At 69.5% G+C, this 20647-nt stretch carries 18 protein-coding genes and 1 riboswitch; of the genes, 2 read left to right on the top strand and 16 right to left on the bottom strand.

The window, feature by feature from the left end; genetic code table 11:
- Positions 1-74 precede the first annotated feature (74 nt).
- The 15 genes from fdxA to argC all read right to left on the bottom strand — a co-directional run bounded on the left by fdxA (position 75) and on the right by argC (position 15682).
- Positions 75-392 (bottom strand): ferredoxin, encoded by a 318-nt coding sequence (gene fdxA, locus EV640_RS12490; protein ID WP_036477508.1) that lies wholly within the window; start codon positions 390-392, stop codon positions 75-77.
- Positions 389-1801, bottom strand: a complete 1413-nt coding sequence (locus tag EV640_RS12485; RefSeq protein ID WP_133726592.1) for an FAD-dependent oxidoreductase — start codon at positions 1799-1801, stop codon at positions 389-391. The genes fdxA and EV640_RS12485 overlap by 4 nt, the downstream gene beginning before the upstream one ends.
- Positions 1794-2624, bottom strand: coding sequence for a uroporphyrinogen-III C-methyltransferase (cobA, locus tag EV640_RS12480; protein WP_133726591.1), 831 nt, complete (start codon positions 2622-2624; stop codon positions 1794-1796). The genes EV640_RS12485 and cobA overlap by 8 nt, the downstream gene beginning before the upstream one ends.
- Positions 2621-4090, bottom strand: a complete 1470-nt coding sequence (locus tag EV640_RS12475) for a sulfate adenylyltransferase subunit 1 (protein WP_133726590.1) — start codon at positions 4088-4090, stop codon at positions 2621-2623. Before EV640_RS12475 ends, cobA begins: the two co-directional genes overlap by 4 nt.
- Positions 4090-5031 carry a sulfate adenylyltransferase subunit CysD gene (gene cysD / locus EV640_RS12470; RefSeq protein WP_036477517.1) on the bottom strand — a complete coding sequence of 314 codons (942 nt, stop codon included), beginning with the start codon at positions 5029-5031 and terminating at the stop codon, positions 4090-4092. Before cysD ends, EV640_RS12475 begins: the two co-directional genes overlap by 1 nt.
- 117 nt (positions 5032-5148) lie before the next feature.
- Positions 5149-5943 (bottom strand): phosphoadenylyl-sulfate reductase, encoded by a 795-nt coding sequence (locus EV640_RS12465; RefSeq protein WP_133726589.1) that lies wholly within the window; start codon positions 5941-5943, stop codon positions 5149-5151.
- Entirely contained in the window at positions 5940-7712 is a 1773-nt protein-coding gene (locus tag EV640_RS12460; RefSeq protein WP_279586518.1) for a nitrite/sulfite reductase, read from the bottom strand. Before EV640_RS12460 ends, EV640_RS12465 begins: the two co-directional genes overlap by 4 nt.
- Positions 7713-7716: 4 nt before the next feature.
- A riboswitch (SAM riboswitch) is annotated at positions 7717-7813 on the bottom strand.
- Between the two features lie 74 nt (positions 7814-7887).
- Positions 7888-8724, bottom strand: a complete 837-nt coding sequence (locus EV640_RS12455; RefSeq protein ID WP_133726587.1) for a sulfurtransferase — start codon at positions 8722-8724, stop codon at positions 7888-7890.
- Positions 8721-9353, bottom strand: a complete 633-nt coding sequence (locus EV640_RS12450) for a sirohydrochlorin chelatase (RefSeq protein WP_243832318.1) — start codon at positions 9351-9353, stop codon at positions 8721-8723. Before EV640_RS12450 ends, EV640_RS12455 begins: the two co-directional genes overlap by 4 nt.
- Before the next feature lie 314 nt (positions 9354-9667).
- Positions 9668-10168: an arginine repressor gene (locus EV640_RS12445; RefSeq protein ID WP_133726585.1), complete on the bottom strand. Its 501-nt coding sequence runs from the start codon at positions 10166-10168 to the stop codon at positions 9668-9670.
- Between the two features lies 1 nt (position 10169).
- A complete protein-coding gene (gene argF, locus EV640_RS12440; RefSeq protein WP_133726584.1) occupies positions 10170-11144 on the bottom strand; it encodes an ornithine carbamoyltransferase in 975 nt (324 codons plus the stop codon).
- Positions 11141-12502, bottom strand: coding sequence for an acetylornithine transaminase (locus EV640_RS12435; RefSeq protein WP_133726608.1), 1362 nt, complete (start codon positions 12500-12502; stop codon positions 11141-11143). Before EV640_RS12435 ends, argF begins: the two co-directional genes overlap by 4 nt.
- The gene (argB, locus tag EV640_RS12430) at positions 12499-13443 is read right to left on the bottom strand and encodes an acetylglutamate kinase (RefSeq protein ID WP_036477530.1); all 945 of its coding nucleotides are present in this window, start codon (positions 13441-13443) and stop codon (positions 12499-12501) included. The genes EV640_RS12435 and argB overlap by 4 nt, the downstream gene beginning before the upstream one ends.
- 11 nt (positions 13444-13454) lie before the next feature.
- Positions 13455-14654: a bifunctional glutamate N-acetyltransferase/amino-acid acetyltransferase ArgJ gene (gene argJ / locus EV640_RS12425; RefSeq protein WP_133726583.1), complete on the bottom strand. Its 1200-nt coding sequence runs from the start codon at positions 14652-14654 to the stop codon at positions 13455-13457.
- Positions 14651-15682 (bottom strand): N-acetyl-gamma-glutamyl-phosphate reductase, encoded by a 1032-nt coding sequence (argC, locus tag EV640_RS12420; protein ID WP_133726582.1) that lies wholly within the window; start codon positions 15680-15682, stop codon positions 14651-14653. Before argC ends, argJ begins: the two co-directional genes overlap by 4 nt.
- Before the next feature lie 102 nt (positions 15683-15784).
- On the opposite strand from argC, the gene EV640_RS12415 reads away from it, so the two are divergent.
- Together EV640_RS12415 and EV640_RS12410 are read left to right on the top strand one after the other, a co-directional pair.
- On the top strand, positions 15785-16792 hold the full coding sequence (locus EV640_RS12415) for a quinone oxidoreductase family protein (RefSeq protein WP_133726581.1): 1008 nt from the start codon (positions 15785-15787) through the stop codon (positions 16790-16792).
- A 35-nt stretch (positions 16793-16827) separates the two neighbouring features.
- Complete coding sequence (locus EV640_RS12410) at positions 16828-18024, top strand: N-acetylglucosamine-6-phosphate deacetylase (RefSeq protein WP_133726580.1); 1197 nt, start codon at positions 16828-16830, stop codon at positions 18022-18024.
- Positions 18025-18094: 70 nt separating this feature from the next.
- Here the strand turns inward: EV640_RS12410 and pheT are convergent, their stop codons facing one another.
- Complete coding sequence (gene pheT, locus EV640_RS12405; RefSeq protein WP_133726579.1) at positions 18095-20647, bottom strand: phenylalanine--tRNA ligase subunit beta; 2553 nt, start codon at positions 20645-20647, stop codon at positions 18095-18097.

The raw sequence follows: 20647 nt of genomic DNA, 5'->3' as shown, positions 1-20647 counted from the left end.
CTCGGCACCTGATGACTCAGATCCCGCCGGTGCTGACCACCCGATCCTGGAAGTCTGTGAGCGCTGCAGGTCAGTCAGCGCTGTGGCGGCAGTCCCACGATGACCTCGTGGTCCTTCTCGATCAGCCCGACCTTGGCCGCGCCGCCGGGGGACCCGACCTCGTCGAAGAACTCGACGTTGGCGCGGTAGTACTCGGACCACTGCTCGGGGACATCGTCTTCGTAGTAGATGGCCTCCACCGGGCAGACCGGTTCGCAGGCGCCGCAGTCCACGCATTCGTCGGGGTGGATGTAGAGCGAACGCTCGCCCTCGTAGATGCAGTCCACGGGGCATTCGTCGATGCAGGCCTTGTCCTTGAGGTCTACGCAGGGCAGCGCAATGATGTACGTCATCGGGTCGCCTCCTGCAGGGCCCGGGAGATCTCCACCATCTCCTCGCGTGAGACCACCTTGACCCGTTCGCGGGTGGAACCGTCCGCGAGCTGGTGCTCGGCGCCGAGGCTCTGCTCGTGGGCGTCCAGGGCCAGCCATCCGTCCCAGGAGGTCCTCTGCACGCCGCGCTCCTGGAGCAGCTCGACCACATCGGCGTCCGGCGCCTCGGGGTCAGTCAGCTGGTCCAGGTCCTCGAGCAGATTCCCGATGGTCTCGGCAGCGTCGCTCTTGGTGTGGCCGATCAGTCCCACCGGACCGCGCTTGATCCACCCCGTGGCATAGAGCCCGGAGATGGGCTCCCCGTCGGCGTCGATCACTCGACCTCCGCGATGCGGGATCACGCCGCGGTCGGCGTCGAAGGGCACCTCTGCCAGCGGGCTGCCGAAGTACCCGACGGCTCGATAGACGGCCTGGACCTCATACTCCAGCTGTTCTCCTGTGCCGCGTGCGTTGCCGCTGCCGTCGAGCTGCTGGCGTTCGAACTGGATTCCGGTGACCTCGCCGTCCTCCCCGGTGATCTCCACCGGGGAGTGCAGGAAGTGCAGGTGGAGTCTGCGCGAGGCCGGATGCACCTGCGGGTCTGACTGCCGCTCCTCCTGCTCGAGCAGCCAGTTCGTCAGCGTGCTGACCATCGTCTTGACCTGGTTGCTGGACTTGATCAGGGCGTCCGAGGCGTCGTCGAACTCGAAGTCCTCCTCGTAGAGGATGATGTCGACGTCGCGGCTGTGCGAGAGTTCGCGCAGCTCCAGAGGGGTGAACTTCACCTGGGCCGGGCCGCGCCGGCCGAACACATGCACATCGGTGACGGCGGAGGATCTCAGGCCCTGATAGACGTTCTCCGGGATCTCCGTGGTGAGCAGGTCATCAGCGTGCTTGCTCAGGATCCGTGCGACGTCCAGCGCCACGTTGCCATTGCCCAGCACGGCGATCTGCTGGGCGTCCAGCGGCCAGCTGCGCGGGTAGTCGGGGTGACCGTCGTACCAGGACACGAAGTCGGCTGCGCCGAAGGATCCTTCCAGCGCGATCCCGGGGAGGTTCAGCTCCGCGTCACCGATGGCGCCGGTCGCGAAGATCACTGCGTGGTAGCGCCGCTGCAGGTCGTCCAGACTCAGGTCCGTGCCGTAGTCCATGTTGCCGATGAAGCGGATCCTGCCGCGGTCGATGACCTTGTGCAGCGCCTTGACGATGCCCTTGATCCGCGGGTGATCAGGTGCGACGCCGTACCGGATCAGCCCGAAGGGCGCCGGGTATCGATCGAACAGGTCTATCGCGATGTCCTCCCCCTCCTCGGATCGGGAGAGGAGATCTGCGGCGTACACGCCGGCCGGTCCGCTGCCGATGATGGCGATGCGAGGGGTCTGCTCAGTCATGGTGGGATCTCTCCAGGGAAGCGCCTGCCATGGCAGGGGCGGGGATCTCGGATGTGGGGACCTTGGATGCGGGGATCGTCGGAGCGGGGAAATGTGGCCAGTCGTGGGCGAGGGTGACCACGTCGCCGACGACGATCACGGCGGGGTTCTGGACGCGGCGCTCAACGGCCAGGTCCGCGATCCCGCCGAGCCGGCCCAGCGTCACCCGCTGCTCCGGGGTGCAGCCGGACTCGACGATGCCCACCGGGGTCTCGGCATCGAAGCCGTGGACCATCAGCTGCGTGGCCGAGCGGCGGAGGGTCTTGACCCCCATCAGGATCACCAGGGTGTGCCCGGAGGCACGCGGCACGACGTCGAGGTCCTCATGCCCGGAGATCACGGTGAATCCCCGGGAGAGGCCGCGGTGGGTCAGCGGTATCCCGGCGGCGGCCGGGACCGCGATCGCCGAGGTGATGCCCGGGACTACCTCGGTCTCGATGCCGAAGCGGCGGCAGTGCTCCCGCTCCTCCGAGCCGCGGCCCAGGATGTACGGATCGCCTCCCTTGAACCGGACCACGCGACGACCGGCGAGCGCGTGGGTGACCAGCAGGGCGTTGATCTCATCCTGGGTCGCGGCGTGGTTTCCCGGCGCCTTGCCCACGTCGATGACCTCCACGTCCGGAGCGAGTTCCTCGAGCAGTCCGCGCGGTCCAAGCCGGTCGGCGATCACGACGTCGGCGAGGCCGAGCAGCTCACGACCACGGACCGTGACCAGAGCGTCGTCGCCGGGCCCGCCTCCGACGAGCGCGACGAGACCGATTGTTGGGCTTGTCGTACCGGTCATGAGTTCAGCCAATCTTCGTCGCTGTCCGGCGCGGTCGCGTCGGCGTCCTGCGGATCGGGAAGGTGGATCATCGCCGCGGCCAGGGTGTTGCCGTCCGCGGGGTCGATCAGCAGCCCGGCACCGGTGCGTTTGGAGACCGAGTAGTCATCCACGGGAAGCACCGAGGCGAGCCGGAGGGTCACGGTGCCGATGTCGTTGAGCTGAAGCTGATCTGCCGGCCCGGAGCGCAGCGTGTTCAGATCGAGACGATCGCTCACCTCGGCGACCAGGGCCTTGATCGTGGCGGTGCCGTGTTTGAACAGCACCCGGCTGCCAGCGACAGCGGGCCGTTGATGCAGCCAGGCCACCTGCAGGGTCACCTCGTCGAGTTCGACGGCGGGGCGCTGCGGATCGGTGAGCACGCTGCCACGCGCGACGTCGTGGTCTCCGGCCAGGCGGATGGTCAGCGACTCCCCCGCCGCGGCTACCTCTGATGCCGTGGCGGATGTCCCTGCTGTCGACGTCTCAGCGGCGTGCTGCTCCTGCAGCGTGGTGCGTTCCAGTCCCGTGACCTGGGTGAGCTGGATGCCGGGCTGGATCCGCACCGTGTCGCCGACCCGCAGTGTCCCCGCGGCGATCTGCCCCGCATAACCCCGGTAGCCGCCGTGGGCGCGGATGACGCTCTGGACCGGGAGTCGCAGCGGTTCGGTCCGGCGCGCAGAGGCGTCGGCGTCGGGGAGCTGTTCCAGGATCGGCAGCAGCGCCTGTCCGCTGTACGCCGAGGTACCCGGGGTGTGCGGTGTGTACCAGGGGGTGCGGGTGGAGGTGGTGACGACGTTGTCGCCGTGCAGCGCGGAGACCGGCACGACGATCGGCTCGGGGCCGCCTGGGGACCCGGTCCGCTCAGGGCCGCGCAGCTCCCGGGAGACCTGGACGATGTCACGCTCCACCGCGCGGAAGGCCTCCTCGCTGTAGTCCACCGCGTCGATCTTGTTGACCGCGACGATCACATGCTCGACCCGCAGCAGGGTGGCCACGGCGAGATGCCTGCGGGTCTGCTCGACGACGCCGTGGCGCACGTCCACCAGCAGCACCACGGCATCGGCGGTCGAGGCGCCGGTGACGGTGTTGCGGGTGTACTGGACGTGGCCGGGGCAGTCAGCGAGCACGAAGCTGCGCCGATCGGTGGCGAAGTAGCGGTAGGCCACGTCGATGGTGATGCCCTGCTCGCGCTCATCGCGCAGCCCGTCGGTCAGCAGCGCGAGGTCCAGCGCCGGCCCGGCGTCGGGGTCGTCCCGGGTGTCAGAGCCCGCCGGGGCGGCGCCGAAGCCTCGCTCCGCGGAGCTGCGGGTCACGGCGGCGAGCTGGTCGGAGAGGATGGCGTGGGCGTCGTGGAGCAGCCGGCCGACCAGGGTGGATTTGCCGTCGTCGACGCTTCCGGCGGTCGCCAGGCGCAGCAGCGTGCCCGGAGTGGGTGTGTGGGTCATCAGAAGTATCCGTCCTTCTTGCGGTCCTCCATGGCGGCCTCGCTGAGCCGGTCATCGGCGCGGGTGGCTCCGCGCTCGGTGACCGTCGCGCTGGCGACCTCGTTCAGGACCAGGTCATTGGTGGTGGCGCGAGAGCGCACGGCGCCGGTGCAGGACATATCCCCCACGGTCCGGTAGCGCACCCAGAGCCGTTCGACGGGTTCGTGCTCCCCGGGCAGGCTGTGTGGTCCGACGGCGCGGACCATGCTGTCGCGGTGGAAGACCTCACGTTCGTGGGCGTAGTAGAGCGAGGGCAGCGCAATGTCCTCGAGCGCGATGTAGCGCCAGATGTCGAGCTCGGTCCAGTTGCTGATCGGGAAGGCGCGGACATGCTGACCGGGCCGGTGCCGACCGTTGTAGAGGTTCCACAGCTCCGGACGCTGGTTGCGCGGATCCCACTGGCCGAACTCATCGCGCAGCGAGAGGATCCGTTCCTTGGCCCGGGCCCGGTCCTCATCACGGCGCGCACCGCCGAAGAGCGCATCGAACCGGTGCTCCGCGATGGTGTTCAGCAGCGGCACGGTCTGCAGCGGGTTGCGGGTTCCGTCGGCGCGTTCCTGCAGGGCGCCGGCGTCGATGAGCTCCTTCACCGAGCCGATCACCAGGCGCAGACCGTGACGCTCCACGGTGCGGTCCCGGAACTCGATGACCTCGGGGAAGTTGTGCCCGGTGTCGATGTGGACCACCGGGAAGGGGACGGGACCCGGAGCGAACGCCTTGATCGCCAGGTGGAGCATCACCACCGAATCCTTGCCGCCGGAGAAGAGCATCGCGGGGCGATCGAACTCCGCCACGACCTCACGGATGATATGGATCGCTTCGGCTTCAAGTCGTGCCAGCACCGCGGTGCCCGCAGGTGCCGGCGGAGCGGTCGGTGCCTCAGCGGAGAGAGCACTGGTCATGAGGGGGCCTTTCGGTATGGTCAGGCGGGGCAGAGGATGGTCGGTCAGACGACGCCGCCACCGCCGGGGAGTCGGTGGAGCGTCTGCAGGGCTGGGGGCGCCCCGCGGCGGGTGCGGCTAGGCCGTCGCCTCGGTGGTGTGGATGCCGCATTCGACCTTCCCGGATCCGGCCCAGCGGCCCGAGCGAGGATCCTCCCCCGGCGCCACCGGGAGGGTGCAGGGCTTGCACCCGATGGAGGGGTAGCCGTTGTCGAGCAGCGGGTTCACCGGCAGGCCGTTGCGCTGCGAATGCTCCACCAGGTCATCGAAGCTCCAGGTGGCCAGCGGGTTGACCTTGATCAGGCCATGCAGTTCGTCCCAGGTGACCAGGGGCGTGTCGACCCTGGTGGGTGCCTCGTCGCGGCGGACGCCGGTGAACCAGAGCCGGTAGCCGGTGAGCACCTCGCCCAGCGGGTCCATCTTGCGCATCCGGCAGCAGGCGGCCGGATCGGTCTTGAAGAGGTCCTTGCCGTGGACGCGGTCCTGCTCGGCCACGCTGAGCCGGGGCAGGACATCGACGACGGTGACGTCGAGCGCGCGAGCCACCTCATTGCGTGCAGCGATGGTCTCCACGAAGTGATATCCGGTCTCCAGGAACAGCACGTCCACACTGGGAAGCTGGTCGGCGACCAGGGCCGGCAGGACCGAGTCCTGCATGGAGCAGGCCACCGCGACCTCACGGGCGGAGAAGTTCTCGGCCACCCAGGCGATGACGTCCTCAGCGCGGGCCTCCACGCCCAGCGCATCAGCCCCGGATGCGGCGAGTTCTCGGGACGCGTCGGCACTGGTGGTGAGGTCGGTGCTGGAACTGGCGGTTCTGGTCGAGCTGACGCTGCTGGTGGAGCGGCTGGTGCTCGGGGTCGGGTCCGTCATGAGACCGCCCCCTTCGCGGGTTCCTGCAGCTGCGGCTCTGGTTCCTCCAGCTGCAGCTGACCCTCCTCCACCCGGTGGGCCCAGGCTGCGAAGGACTCGCTGGAGCTGTCCCGAGTGCGCAGGTAGCGACGGATCAGCGCCTCGGTGTAGTCGACCAGCCCCTCCACGGTGACCTTCAGGCCGCGGACCGTCCGTCCGAGCCCTGGATCCTCCCGATCGGAGGAGGCCAGCCCACCGCCCAGGTGGACCTGGAAGCCGGGCGTCTTCTCGCCGTCGGGGTCGGGCAGCAGCTGTCCCTTCAGCCCGATGTCGGCGGTCTGGATGCGGGCACAGGAGTTCGGGCAGCCGTTGATGTGCAGGGTGAGCCGCTCGGGAAGCTGATCGGCCACGTCCGCGAGCCGGATCTCCAGTGCGGAGATCGTCTTCTGGGCGGTGGTCTTGGTCTCCACGATCGCCAGCTTGCAGAACTCGATGCCAGTGCAGGCCATCGTGGATCGGCGGAAGACCGTGGGATCGGGGTCGAGACCCAGGTCGCTCAGCCCGGCCTTGACCGTGGCAAGGTTCTGCTCGGGCACGTCGAGCACCACGAGCTTCTGGTGCGGGGTGGTGCGCAGCCGGTGAGACCCGTTGGCCTCCAGCAGCTCGGCCAGCTTCACCAGCAGCTCCCCGTTGACCCGGCCAACGACGGGAGCGGCGCCGATGTAGTAGCGCCCGTCCTTCTGCCGGTGGACGCCTACGTGGTCCCCTGGGCGGCTCGGCGCGGGAGCAGGCAGCCCGTCCCGGAGCCGGTGGCCCAGGTATTCGTCCTCGACGACCTGCCGGAACTTCTCCGGGCCCCAGTCATTGAGCAGGAACTTCAATCTGGCCTTCTGCCGCAGCCGTCGGTAGCCGTAGTCGCGGAAGACCTGGGTCACCGCGTGCCACACATCCGGCGCCTCGTCCTCGGTGGTGAAGACCCCGAGGCGTTCGGCGAGCCGGGGGTTGGTGGAGAGTCCCCCGCCGACCCAGACGTCGTAGCCCGGGCCGTGTTCGGGGTGGACGACGCCGACCAGGCCGAAGTCGTTGATCTCGTGGACCACGTCCTGGCTGGGGTGTCCGGTGATCGCGGTCTTGTACTTGCGTGGGAGGTTCGAGAGCGTGGAGTCCCCGATGTAGCGGCGGGCGATCTCGGCGATCACCGGAGAGGGGTCGATGATCTCTTCTGCGCAGATCCCAGCCACGGGAGAGCCCAGGATCACCCGCGGAACGTCTCCGCAGGCCTCCGTGGTGCCCAGGTCCACGGACTCAAGGCGGCGCCAGATCTCCGGGACGTCCTCGACCTGCACCCAGTGCAGCTGGATGTTCTGCCGGTCGGTCAGGTCCGCGGTGTTGCGGGCGAAGTCCACGGCGATCTGACCGACCACGCGCAGCTGCTCGGTGGTCAGTGCGCCGCCGTCGATCCGGACCCGGAGCATGAAGTACTTGTCGTCGACCTCCTCCGGGGGCAGCGAGTTGTGCGCACCGGCGGGGACTCCGGGGCGTCGCTGGGTGTAGAGGCCCCACCAGCGGAAGCGGCCGCGCAGGTCATCGGAGTGGATCGAGTCGGAGCCCTCCTTGGAGTAGACCTGTTCGATCCGCTCGCGGACGTTCAGGCCGTCGTCGGCCTGCTTGAGCTCCTCGTTGTGGTTCAGCGGGTCCTTGCCGTCGATCTTCCACTGGCCGTTAGGCCGTGGGGATGAACGGTCGGGCCGCCTGCTGGCGGCGGTCGTGGTAGCTGTATCGGTCGACAAAATGCCTCCATCGTTCCCGGCGTGAGCACCCGGCATGTGCATGCGGTTCCGGGTTGCTGCGGCGTCGTCGAGCCAGGTCTCTCAGCCGCTCTGGATGGTTGGTCGCCCTCGTGCGGTGCGATACTCCACACTAAAATACAAACCTGAACTTATCAAATATATGTGTCATTAAAGTTCAGGTACGAAGAGTGGGGTGAACTGTGTGGTCTCCCCCGTGGACCCACTGGCCGAATCCTCCGGGGAAGAGCACCGGGTCAAAGCCCGCCGCGCTGAGCGCGAGCACCGCGTACGCGGAGTGGACTCCGGAGGCGCAGTAGCAGTAGACGGGGACCCCGGGCTTCACCCCGAGCTCCAGGTAGCACTGCTGCAGCTGGGCAGCCGGGAGCAGCCGTCCATGGTCGTCGACGTTCCCGGCGACCGGCGCGTTCAGCGCCCCCGGGATGCGCCCGTCACCGGCGTAGCGCTGGGCGGATCGGGCGTCGATCAGCTGCGCCTCGGATCCGAGGGCCGCGATCTCATCCAGGTCCGCGGTCTTCATCGCCCCGAACCTGATCTCCGCCTCCGTGGCCACAGGCAGCTCGAAGCCCTCAGCGAGGGCATGCCCGGCCTGGACCCAGGCGCGCAGCGAGCCGTCGAGCACCCGCACATCGGCAAGGCCCGCATGGCGCAGCAGCCACCAGGCGCGCGCCGAGGAGAAGTTCTTCAGGTCGTCATAGACCACCACGGTGTCCTCCGGACCAATGCCCCAGCGGCGCACCGACTCCTGGAACGCGGCAGGGTCGGGCAGCGGATGCGCGCCATCCCCTGCGGGCCGGTCCGGGGCGCTGAGCTCGTATTCCAGGTCGACGAACACCGCACCCGGGATGTGCCCAGCCAGGTATTCGGGAAGCCCTTCTGGGCGGTCTTGCCGCCATCGGACATCGAGCAGCGTCAGCGGCGCACCGGTGCGCTGGAGGGCGCGGAGCTCCTCCACGGTGATGCTGACCTCGGGCAAGGTGGGCACGCCGGTCATGACGCCTCCTGCGGCTGGGGTGCGGAGGCCGGCACGGGGACGGCTTTGGAATACCGCTCCAGCACGAGGTCGACGAGCTGCGCCGGAGCCGTGGGGCGACCGGAAGCCAGCAGCGGCTCGGCGGTCAGGTCGGCGCCGGCCGATTCGAGCAGGGTCTGAAAGTAGCCCGGGGCCAGCAGATAGCTCGCCACCACCACGCGCCGCCCAGGGCGCTCGGCGCGGGCACGCGCCACCGCCGCGGTGACGCTGGGCTGCGCGAAGGAGAGATAGGACTCGTGGACCTCGACTCCGAGATGGCTCCCGAGCATCGCGGCGGCGGTCTCGCAGTCGCGGACCGCCGAGCCGTCGGAGGAGCCTGCCGCGCCGAGGATGATGATGTCCCGGTCGGGATCGGCGCCGATCTCCCCCAGCCGATGAGCCAGCAGCTCGGTCAGTCGACCATCGGGGCCGAGCGCGCGGCACAGCGTGGCCGGTCGGGTGAGGTTCTGCATCGCCTCGCGCAGATCCACGTTGACGTGGAACCCGGTGGAGAGCAGCAGCGGCACGATGGTCGCACCCATGCCCGCAGGAAGGCTGCCCAGGGTGGCGTCAACGTCGGGCTGCTGCACGTCGACGTGGCCGAGTCGCACGGTGGGCGGGCTCGCCGGTGGAATCCCTGGCGAAGTCTTGGGCGGGGTCTCGGAAGAAACGTCCGGTGGAGTCTCGGATGGACTCGCAGGTGACGCTGGGGCGTGGAGCCGGTGGGCGACGTCGTCGATGAGCTGACGCACCACGGCCTGGCCGCGCTTTGATGAGGTGCCGTGGGAAATGCCTACGAGCGCTGTTGTCTGTGTTCGCATAGGTGCACAGTAGTGGCCGACACCAGAGGGTGCACCATTATGAACATTGATATGAACTTTTATTTCCTGGTGCGCCGGTCAGCGCGGTGTGAGCAGCGCCGCGGCTAGCCCCGGCCCTCGGCGAATCCGGTGAAGCGGTGCGCCACCGCGGCTCCCCCGTCGGGCTCGGTGGTGACCACCATGATCGTGTCGTCTCCGGCGATGCAGCCCAGGATCTCTGGGATCCCGGCGTGGTCCACCGCGCTGGCCAGGAACTGGGCGGCTCCGGGCGGAGTGCGCAGGATGACCAGGTTCGCGCTGGGCTCGGCAGAGACCAGCAGGTCCTTGCACAGCGCGATCAGCCGCGCCGTCGTCGTCGCGTCGGTCTGGTCGGCCTGCAGCTCACGGTCATGTCCGTCGGAGGGCACCGCATAGATCAGCGCACCCTGGGCGCCGCGCACCCGGGCGGCACCGATCTCCACCAGGTCCCGCGAGAGCGTCCCCTGGGTCACCGTGACCCCGGCGTCGGCGAGGCGTTCGGCCAGCTCAGCCTGGGACCGGACCTGGGAGCGGGAGATCAGCTCACGGATCTTCGCGTGCCGCGCGGTCTTGGTGGTCGGTGCCATCTCAGCGTTCCCCTGCCCGGACCAGTTCCGCAGTCTGCGCGTCGGCGAGCCCGGAGCGCACCAACAGCCAGGCCATCAGCGCCTTCTGCGCGTGCAGCCGGTTCTCCGCCTCATCCCAGACCACCGACTGCGCCCCGTCGAGGACCTCGGCGCTGATCTCGACCCCGCGGTAGGCCGGAAGGCAGTGCAGGACGACGGCGCCCGGGTCGGCATGCGCCATGGCCGCCGCGTCGACCCGGTAGTCCCCGAAGAGCTCGAGTCGCTGCTGCTTCTCCTCCTCCTGTCCCATCGAGACCCAGGTATCGGTGGCCACCGCCTCGGCGCCGGCCAGCGCCTGGACCGGATCGGTGGTGACCAGCACCTTGGCCCCGGTCTGCTCGGCGCGGGCCTGGGCGGCGTCGATGATGCGCTGCTCCGGCAGGTAGCCGGCGGGGCCGGCGATGCGGACATCCATGCCGGCGTTGACCCCGGCGAGCAGATAGGAGTTGGCCATGTTGTTCGCCGCGTCGCCCAGGTAGGCCAGGGAGCGACCCTGTGTGCCGCCGAGATGTTCGCGCAGGGTCAGCAGATCCGCGAGCAGCTGGCAGGGGTGGTAGTCGTCGGAGAGTGCGTTGATCACCGGGACCGCGCTGTGCGCCGCCATCTCCTGAAGCCCGGACTGGGCATAGGTGCGCCAGATGATCAGGCTGACCATCCGGTCCAGCACTCGGGCGGTGTCGGCGATGGTCTCCTTGTGGCCGAGCTGGGACTCCCCGGGGTTCACCACCAGCGGGGCGCCGCCGAGCGCGGAGATCCCGGCCACGAAGGAGAACCGGGTCCGGGTGGAGGTCTTGTCGAAGAACACCGCGGCGGTCTGGGGCCCGGCCAGGGCCTTGATCGCGTAGGGGTGGGCCTTCATATGCGCCGCCAGGGTCAGCACCTGGTCCAGTTCGGCGGGGCTGAGGTCCAGGTCGGTGAGGAAGTGGCGAACGGTCATGAGGTGCTCCTGCGGTGGATCTCGGGAAGGGCATCGATGAACTGCTGGATCTGCTCCGTGGTGATGATCAGCGGCGGGGCCAGGCGCAGCGTGGACGGGCCGGTGGCGTTGATGATGAAACCCGCCTCCAGGGCCGCGGCGACCATGGCAGGCGCCAGCGCCTGACCGGCGGCGGCCTCCAGATCGAAGCCGATCAGCAGCCCGTGGGCTCGGACCTCGGTGACGAAGTCGAGTTCGGCGAGCCGGGCGGCCGCGTAGGCGCTGACCTCCCGGACCTGATCCAGCAGGTCGGTGGATTCGATCACGTGCAGCGTGGCCAGTGCGGCGGCGGTGGCCGCAGGGTTGCCGCCGAAGGTGGTCCCGTGCTGGCCGGGGTTCAGCAGCGTGCTGGCGTGTTCCCCGAAGGTGAGCATCGCCCCGATCGGGAACCCACCGCCGAGGCCTTTGGCCAGGGTCATCGCATCCGGGATCACCGGGGAAGAGTCTGGCGGGGCGGAGTCTGACGGGGAGGAGGCGAACCAGGATCCGGTGCGGCCGATGCCGGTCTGCACCTCATCGAAGATCAACAGCGCCCCGGCGGCACGGGTGATCTCCCGGGCGGCCTGGAGGTACCCGGCCGGGTGGCCGTGGACACCGGCTTCACCCTGGACGGGTTCGATGATCACCGCAGCCACGGTCTCATCCACCGCAGCGCGCAGCGCCTCGGCATCCCCGGCGGGCACCCATTCCACGCCGCCGGGCAGCGGTTCGAAGGGTTCCCGGTAGCTGGGCTTGTGCGTCATCGCCAGTGCGCCCATGGTGCGTCCGTGGAAGCCGTGCTCCAGGGCGATGATCCGCGGCCGGTCCTGGCCGCCGTGGCGGCGTGCCAGCTTGAACGCGGCCTCATTGGCCTCGGTGCCGGAGTTGGTGAAGAACGCCTTGGAGCCGGTGGGGGCCTGGGCCAGGTGCAGCAGCTTCTCGGCCAGCGCGATCTGGGTCGGGCTGGTGAAGAAGTTCGAGATGTGTCCCAGGGTGCTCAGCTGGGAGGAGACCACGCTGGTGATCAGCGGGTGGGCGTGGCCCAGCGCGTTGACCGCGATCCCGCCGAGCAGGTCCAGGTACTCCCGGCCGTCGGCGTCCCATACCTTGGCGCCGGAGCCGCGGACCAGGACGCGCTGCGGAGTGCCGAAGACCCCGAGCAGGGACGCGGTGTAGCGCGCCAGCAGCGCCTCACCGGGTTCCGCCGCGAGCGCCGCACTGTTGAGATCGGCGCTGGTGAGATCCGCGCTGTTCAGGTCAGCGCTGGTGAGATCGGCGCTGTTGAGATCCGCGCTCTTCAGGTCAGCGGCCTGAGCCTCGGGGGTGTTCTGGGCATTCATGCGGCCTCCCCATCGGGAACGATCTGGGTGCCGACGCCCTCGGTGGTGACGATCTCCAACAGCATCGAGTGCGGTGCCCGGCCGTCGACCACATGGGCGCGTGGGACCCCGGCCTCCACGGCCTTCAGCGCCGCGGTCATCTTCGGGATCATGCCGGATTCCAGGCTGGGCAGCATCGCGCGCAGGTCGCTGGCGCTCAGCGAGGAGATCAGCGAGGACTTGTCCGGCCAGTTGGCGTAGAGGCCCTCCACATCGGTGAGCATCACCAGTTTGGCCGCGCCCAGAGCCGAGGCGACGGCGGCGGCGGCGAGATCGGCGTTGACGTTGAGCACCTCGCCGGTGGGGGTGGCGTCGGCGGCGGTGGAGTCGAACTCCGGGGCGATGGTGGAGATCACCGGGATCCGCCCGGCGTCGAGCAGGTCGGTGATCGCGTCGGGGTTGACCCCGCTGACCTCCCCGACCAGTCCGAGGTCCACGGTCTCGCCGTCGATCTCCACGGTGGTGCGGGTGGCACGCAGCAGCGCGGCGTCCTCCCCGGAAAGGCCCACCGCGTAGGGGCCGTGGCTGTTGATCAGGCCGATCAGCTCGCGGCCGACCTGCCCGGTGAGCACCATCCGGACCACATCCATGGCCTCGGGGGTGGTCACCCGCTGTCCGGCGCGAAACTCGGATTCGATGCCCAGGGTCTGGAGCATCGCGTTGATCTGAGGCCCTCCCCCGTGCACCACCACCGGGTTGACCCCGACGTGGCGCAAGAAGACCACGTCCTCGGCGAAGGCGCGGCGCAGCTCGTCGTTGATCATGGCGTTGCCGCCGTATTTGATCACGATGGTCTCTCCGGCGAACTTCTGGATCCAGGGCAGCGCCTCGACCAGGACGGAGGCCTTCTCACCGGCGGAGCTCAGGCTCCCGGCGTCGCGGGGTTTCATGCTGGAGGTCATCGGGTCCTTCTTCAGCTGGAGTAGGCAGAGTTCTCATGCACATAGTCATGGGTCAGGTCATTGGTGAGGATCGTGGCCTCGGCGGCGCCGGCCTTCAGATCGATGACCACCTTCACGTGGCGCCCGCGCAGGTCCACCAGTTCGCGGTCCTCCCCGATCCCTCCGGCGCGACAGATCCACACCCCGTTGACGCTGACGTCGATGGTGGAGGGGTCGAAGTCCACGTCGGTGGTCCCGACGGCGGAGAGGATCCGGCCCCAGTTGGGATCCTGGCCGAAGATCGCGGTCTTGAACAGGTTGGAGCGGGCCACGGAGCGGCCTGCGGTCTCGGCCTGTTCTTCGGTCGCGGCGTTGATCGTGGAGATCGCGATCTCGTGGTGGGCGCCCTCGGCGTCGGCGATGAGCTGGGTCGCGAGGTCCTGGCACACCTGGTTCAGCGCCGCCTGGAACTCCGCCAGGTCCACTCCGGAGGGGTCGGCCCGCGGATGCGCCCCGGAGGCCATCGCGATCACGGTGTCGTTGGTGGACATGCAGCCATCGGAGTCGGCGCGGTTGAAGCTGAGCCGGACGGCCTCGCGCAGCGCGGCGTCGAGGTCGGGCGCCGCGATGACCGCGTCGGTGGTGACCACCGAGAGCATCGTGGCCATCCCGGGGGCGAGCATGCCGGCACCCTTGGCCATGCCGCCGATGGTGAACTCCGCACCGGTCGCGGTGGAGACCTTCATGACCGAGTCTGTGGTCATGATCGCCTGCGCTGCCCGCGCTCCGGCGGCCTCGGCCGGTTCCAGCTGCGCCACGGCGGCGCTGATCCCCTCAAGCAGCGCGGGCATGTCCAGGCGCACGCCGATGAGTCCGGTGGAGCAGACCAGCACGTCCCCGGCGGAGATGTCCGCGCCAGCGGCCTGGAGCTTCGCGGCCACGACCTCGGCGCTCTGGTGGGTGTCGGCGAAGCCCTGGGGCCCGGTGCAGGCATTGGCTCCGCCGGAGTTCAGCACCACCGCATCGGCTCGCCCGTCGGCGATGGCCTGCTGGGACCAGAGCACCGGTGCCGCGGCGACCCGGTTGGTGGTGAAGACCGCGGCGGCGTGCTTGTCCGGGCCATGGTTGAGCACCAAGGCGACGTCGCGCGGCGCGTTGCCCTGCGCATCGGGGGATTTCAATCCGGCGGCGACGCCAGCGGCGCTGAATCCTTTCGCGGCGGTGACACTCATGGGGAGACTCCCAGCAGATTGAGCCCGGTGGTCTCTTCCAGACCCAGGGCGATGTTCATGGACTGTACGGCTCCGCCGGCGGTGCCCTTGGTCAGATTGTCCGCGGCCGAGACGACGACGGCGCGCCCGGCGTGCTCATCGACCGCAAGCTGGATGGTGACGTGGTTGGAGCCCACGACCTGCTTGGTGGCCGGCCACTGGCCCTCCGGGAGCAGGTGGACGAAGGCCTCGCCGTCGTAGTGCTCGCGGTAGGCCGCTCGCAGCGCCGCCTCGGTGGTGCCGGGGGCGAGCTTCGCGGTGGAGGTGGCCAGGATGCCGCGCGGCATCGGAGCCAGCGTGGGGGTGAAGCTGACCTGGACCGGGACTCCTGCTGCGTGTCCGAGGCCCTGTTCGATCTCCGGGGTGTGCCGGTGCACCCCGCCGACCCCGTAGGGGCTCATGCCACCGATGACCTCGGCGCTGAGCAGGTGGGGTTTGAGCGCCTTGCCCGCCCCGGAGGTGCCGGTGGCCGCGACGATCACGATGTCGGTGGGCTGGACAAGCCCGGCGGCCAGCGCCGGTGCCAGGCCGAGCATGATGGTGGTGGGATAGCAGCCGGGCACCGCGATGCGCCGGGCACCGGCAAGCTTGGCCCGCGCTCCGGGCAGCTCGGGCAGCCCATAGGGCCAGGTGCCCTGATGGGCAGAGCCGTAGAACTTCTCCCAATCGGCGGCGGATTCCAGCCGATGATCCGCGGCGGCGTCGATCACGATGGTGTCCTCGCCGAGCTGGGCGGCGATCTCCGCCGAAGCCCCGTGCGGCAGGGCCAGAAAGACGACGTCGTGTCCGGCGAGGTTCTCCGCGGTGGTGTCCAGAAGCACCCGGTGCGCCAGGGAGAGCAGATGCGGCTGCACGCTTCCCAGCCGCTCCCCCGCGCTCGAGTGGGCGGTGACGGCGCCGATCTGGACCTCGGGGTGGCCGGCCAGCAGGCGCAGGACTTCTCCCCCGGCATAGCCTGAGGCTCCGGAGACAGCGATCGAATAGGTCATCCCAGCAGTCTAGGCGGATATATGCGCTATATCCAATATTTATGCATGCTCTGGGGCCGCAGACTTCGCCGCTCCGGGCCTGTGTTGGGTACGCTTGCCGCCATGAATGAACAGACAGTTTTCCCAGAGGATCTGCCCGACAGAGCACGAGTGGTGCATGCCGAGCAGGCAGGGGGCGCCGAGGTGCTCGTCGAGGCTCAGGTGTCGCTGCCCGAGCCTGGACCGAACCAGGTGCTGGTGGAGACTGCCGCTACCGGGGTCAACTTCATCGAGACCTACCAGCGCAGCGGCGTTTACCCGGTGCAGTATCCCTTCACCCCGGGCACCGAGGGCACCGGGCGTGTCCTTGCCGCCGGCGAAGGCGTGGAGTCGCTCTCCGTCGGCCAGCGGGTCACCACCCTGGAGGCCTCCACCGGCACCTACGCCTCCCACTTCCTGGTCGACGCCGGCAAGGCCGTGCGCGTGCCGGATGAGGTCACCGATGAGCAGGCCGCGGCGCTTCCGCTGCAGGGCATCACCGCGCACTACCTGGTCAACTCCACCTACCGGGTCTCCCCGGGTGAGACCGTGCTGACCCATGCCGGAGCAGGAGGGGTGGGCCAGATCCTGACCCAGCTGCTCAAGGCCAAGGGGGCGCGCGTGATCACCACCTGCTCCACCGAGGAGAAGGCCCAGATCGCGCAGGCCGCCGGTGCCGACTATGTGCTGGGCTATGAGAACTTCGCCGAGCGGGTCCTGGAGATCACCAAGGGCGAGGGTGTCGCCGCGGTCTTCGACGGCGTCGGGAAAGACACCTATGCGGGGTCCCTGGAGTCTCTGGCGATCCGGGGAATGTTCGTGCTCTACGGCGGGGCCTCGGGCCAGGTGCCCCCGCTGGATCCGCAGGAGCTCAACCGCCGCGGCGGGCTCTACGTGACCCGCCCGGCCACGCACTGGTATCTGCGCAATGCCGAGGAGCGCTCCTGGCGCTACGCCGAGCTCTTCCGCGCGCTGACCACCGGAGATCTGAAGCTCAGCATCGGCGCCAGCTACCCGCTGGCCGAAGCGGGCCGGGCCCACGAGGATCTGGAGAACCGCCGGACCACGGGCAAGCTGCTGTTGCAGCCCTGAGAAGCACACACCATGCCGAGTCGGGTCCGTCTCCTATGACCCAGCTGATCCTCGCCGAGGCGGCGCTGACCCCGGAGGGGGACCTCGGGCGGTATTGGCTGCGCCTGGCACAGGGACGCATCCTCGACGCCGGGCACGGTCACCCGCCGGAGACCCCGGATCTGCACCTCACCGAGGGCGTGCTGGCACCCGGGTTCGTCGATGTCCACGCCCATGGCGGCGGCGGCGCGGCCTTCACGGAGGGTGCGGATGCTGCCGGGACCGTCTTGACGGCCCACCGTCACCGCGGCACGACGACCATGCTCGCCTCCCTGGTCAGCGCGCCGATCCCGGCGCTGCTGGACCAGGCAGAGCGACTCCGGCCTCTGGTAGAGACCGGCGAGCTCGCCGGGATCCACCTTGAGGGGCCCTGGCTGAGCTGCGCCCATCGCGGCGCCCATGAGGCGTCTCTGCTCAGCGACCCCACTCCGGAGGCCGTCTCTGCCGTGCTGGAGCACCAGGCGGCCGAGCTGCTGCGCTATGTCACCCTCGCCCCGGAGCTGCCCGGCGCTCTCGAGGCCGTTGCTCGGCTGCAAGCCGCGGGACTGGTCGTGGGAGTCGGGCACACCGGCGCCGATGTCGCCCAGACCCGGGCCGCTCTGAGCGCCGGGGCCAGCGCCGCCACGCATCTGTTCAACGCAATGTTGGGCCTGCATCACCGGGAACCGGGCCCACCTCTGGCACTGTTGGAAGACAGCACCGCCTTCCTGGAGCTGATCAGCGATGGAGTGCATCTGGACCCGGAGATGGTCCGCTACGTCTGGCACTCGGCGGCCCGCAACGGCGGGCCGCGCCGGCTGGTACTGGTCTCCGACGCGATGGCCGGCGCCGCCGCCCCGGAGGGCCGCTATGCCTTGGGGACGCTGAACGTGGACGTCGCCGACGGCGTCGCCCGTCTTCAGGCGCCCGACGGCGCGCAAGGCGCGATCGCGGGCTCGGCGGTGACCCTTGCCGAGGCGGTGCGCCGGAGCATCCTCGACGCCGGCATCGCCCCGGGCGAGGCGCTGATGGCGGCCACCGCCAATCCTGCAGAGATGATCGGGCTCGCCGACGTCGGCAGGCTGCTCCCCGGCGGGCGCGCGGATCTGGTGCTGTTGGATCCGGCATGGCAGGTCAACAGCGTCATGCGCCGCGGTCGATGGTTGGGAGAAGCTCCTGGACCTGGTCCACAGACCGATGCCCCGGCGGGCTGAACGCCCGCCGGAGCATCTTGGTGACGCCGCTCAGCGGCTGGCGCCGAGCTGAGTCGTCACCTCTGGACTGTCACCGCTGCACGGCCCCGTGGCGCTGCTGTGCCAGAGCCACGGACCCGGCGCGGGCCGCGGAGGCCTCCTCGGCGGTGAGCGTGCGGTCCTCGGCGCGGAAGCGCAGCCCGAAGGCCAGCGACTTGTGACCAGCCTCGATGTGCTCACCGGCGTACACGTCGAAGAGCTCGATGCTCTCCAGCAGCTCCCCCGCTCCTTCGACCAGGGTGGCCTCGAGCTCGGCTGCCGGCAGCTCCTGGGCCACGATCAGTGAGACGTCCTGGGTGGTCGGCGGGAAGGTCGAGATCGGCTCGGCGCTGATCTGCTCCGGGGACCCCTCGATGAGCACGGAGAGGTCCAGCTCCATCACCGAGGTCCGGGCGGGCAGGTCCAGCTCTTCGATGACCTTCGGGTGCAGCTCACCGGCATGACCGATCCGTGCTCCGTTGAACCGCAGCTCGGCCGTGCGTCCGGGGTGGAAGGCCTGGTGCTGGCCCTGGACCACCTCGAGGCGAACACGCAGCAGGTCAGCGACCTTCTGCGCCGCATCTACAGCGTCGGCCCAGTCCCGACGGCGCCCGGGCACACCGGGCAGCTCGGCCGTCTCGGCTCCGCTGAGTGCGGCCGCGATGTGCAGCGGCTGATCCGGGATGCCGGCGTCGAGCCCGGCCAGAACCTCTTCCCCGGGGTAGGCCCCCAGCTCGGGGATGCTCGGCGAGCCGAGCTGGGCCTTCGGGTGGAAGACCGAGCCGGATTCGAAGAGCGCGACGTCGGTGAAGCCGCGCGAGACGTTGCGGCGCAGCGCCTCGAGCAGCCCGGGCAGCACCGTGGTGCGCAGCGCAGGGTGCTGGCTGGCGATCGGGTTGGCCAGGCGCAGCATCGGCATCGGCTTTCCGGTGTCCTCAGCCTGCCCGAAGCGGGTGTTGGCGGCCTCGGAGTAGAACGGGTAGCTGAGCACCTCGGTGAAGCCGGCGGCGGCCATGCCGGCATAGACGCCGCGTCGGCGCTGCTGGGCGGTGGTGAGCCCTCGGCCGGCCGGTGGCACCGGGAGCCGGGAGGGGATCTTGTCGTAGCCGACGAGCCGGGCGATCTCTTCGACCAGGGCGGCGGGGATGGTCAGGTCCGGGCGCCAGCTCGGCGGGGTCACCAGCAGCTGTTCCCCCTCCTGGCCGACCTCGGCACCGATGGCGCCCAGTGTGGAGCTGATCTGCTCCTGCGTGTAAGCCACCCCGGTGAGCCTCTCCGGCAGCGCGGGGTCCAGCCGGATCGGCTGCGGCAGCGCGGCGGCACCGGCGTCTGTGACCTCGCGCGAGTCGGTTCCGCCGGCGAGCTGGACCAGCAGGTCCACCACGCGCTGGGCGGCGAGCGGGGGCAGCAGCGGGTCCACGCCGCGTTCGAAGCGCTTGGACGCCTCGGAGGGCAGCTTGTGCCGGCGCTTGCTGCGGCTGACGCTGATCGGGTCGAAGTGCGCGGCCTCCACGATGACGGCCGAGGTGGTCGAGTCCACCTCGGTGCGCGCCCCGCCCATCACCCCGGCGATCCCGATGGGTCCGGACTGATCCGCGATCACCAGGTCCTCGGCGTCCAGCGTGCGGACCTTCTCGTCCAGGGTGGTGAGCTGCTCGCCGACCCCGGCGCGGCGGACCTCGATGCCGCCGTCGAGCTTGGCCGCGTCATAGCAGTGGTTGGGCTGACCCAGTTCCAGCATCACGTAGTTCGAGACGTCCACGGCGATGCTGATCGTGCGCATCCCGGCCAGGCGCAGTCGGGCCGCCATCCACGGCGGGGTGGGCGCCGTCGGGTCGATCCCGGTGACCTTGTGCGTGACAAACCGGCTGCAGCCCTGCACCCCGTAGATGGGGGTGTCATCGGTGAGGCTGACCTCGTGACCGGGCCGGGCGGCGTCGTCGTCTTTAGTGGTGCTGATCTGGGCGGCGGGATCGATGAAGGGAGTGCCGGTGGCGTGGGAATACTCCCGGGCGATCCCGCGCAGCGAGAAGGCGTAGCCCCGGTCGGGGGTCACGTTGATCTCCGCGGCGGAGTCATAGAGGCCCAGCAGCTCCATGGCGTCGGTGCCCGGCTCCGGGTCGAGTCCCAGGCGCGAGAGCACCAGGATCCCGTCGTGGTCCTCGCCGATGCCGAGTTCCCGCACCGAGGCGATCATCCCGGCGGAGACGTGGCCGTAGGTCTTGCGCGCGGCGATCCGGAAGTCGCCGGGGAGCACGGCCCCGGGGAGGGTGACCACGACCTTGTCGCCGACCTCGAAGTTGTGCGCGCCGCAGACCACGCCCTGGATGCCCGAGGGGTCGATGCCCTCGTGGGTCAGGGTCTGGGCGGCACCCTCGGGCACCACGCGGACCTGGCACCAGTTGATGGTCTTGCCGTTGGACTGTGGTTCGGGGATCTTCTCCAGCACCTCGCCGACGACGATCGGGCCGCTGAGCTCATCGGTGGGACGGTGCACGTCCTCCTCTTCGAGCCCGACCTGGACCAGCTCGGCCATCAGGTCCTCCGCGGTGCCCGAAGCAGGGAACTGGGTGTATTCACGAATCCAAGAAAGCGGAATGCGCAT

Origin of the sequence: Nesterenkonia aurantiaca (assembly GCF_004364585.1) — a bacterium.
In the GTDB taxonomy this organism is placed as follows: domain Bacteria; phylum Actinomycetota; class Actinomycetes; order Actinomycetales; family Micrococcaceae; genus Nesterenkonia; species Nesterenkonia aurantiaca.
Note: the sequence above shows the minus strand (reverse complement) of the source record. Positions and strands in the feature narration are given on the sequence as shown.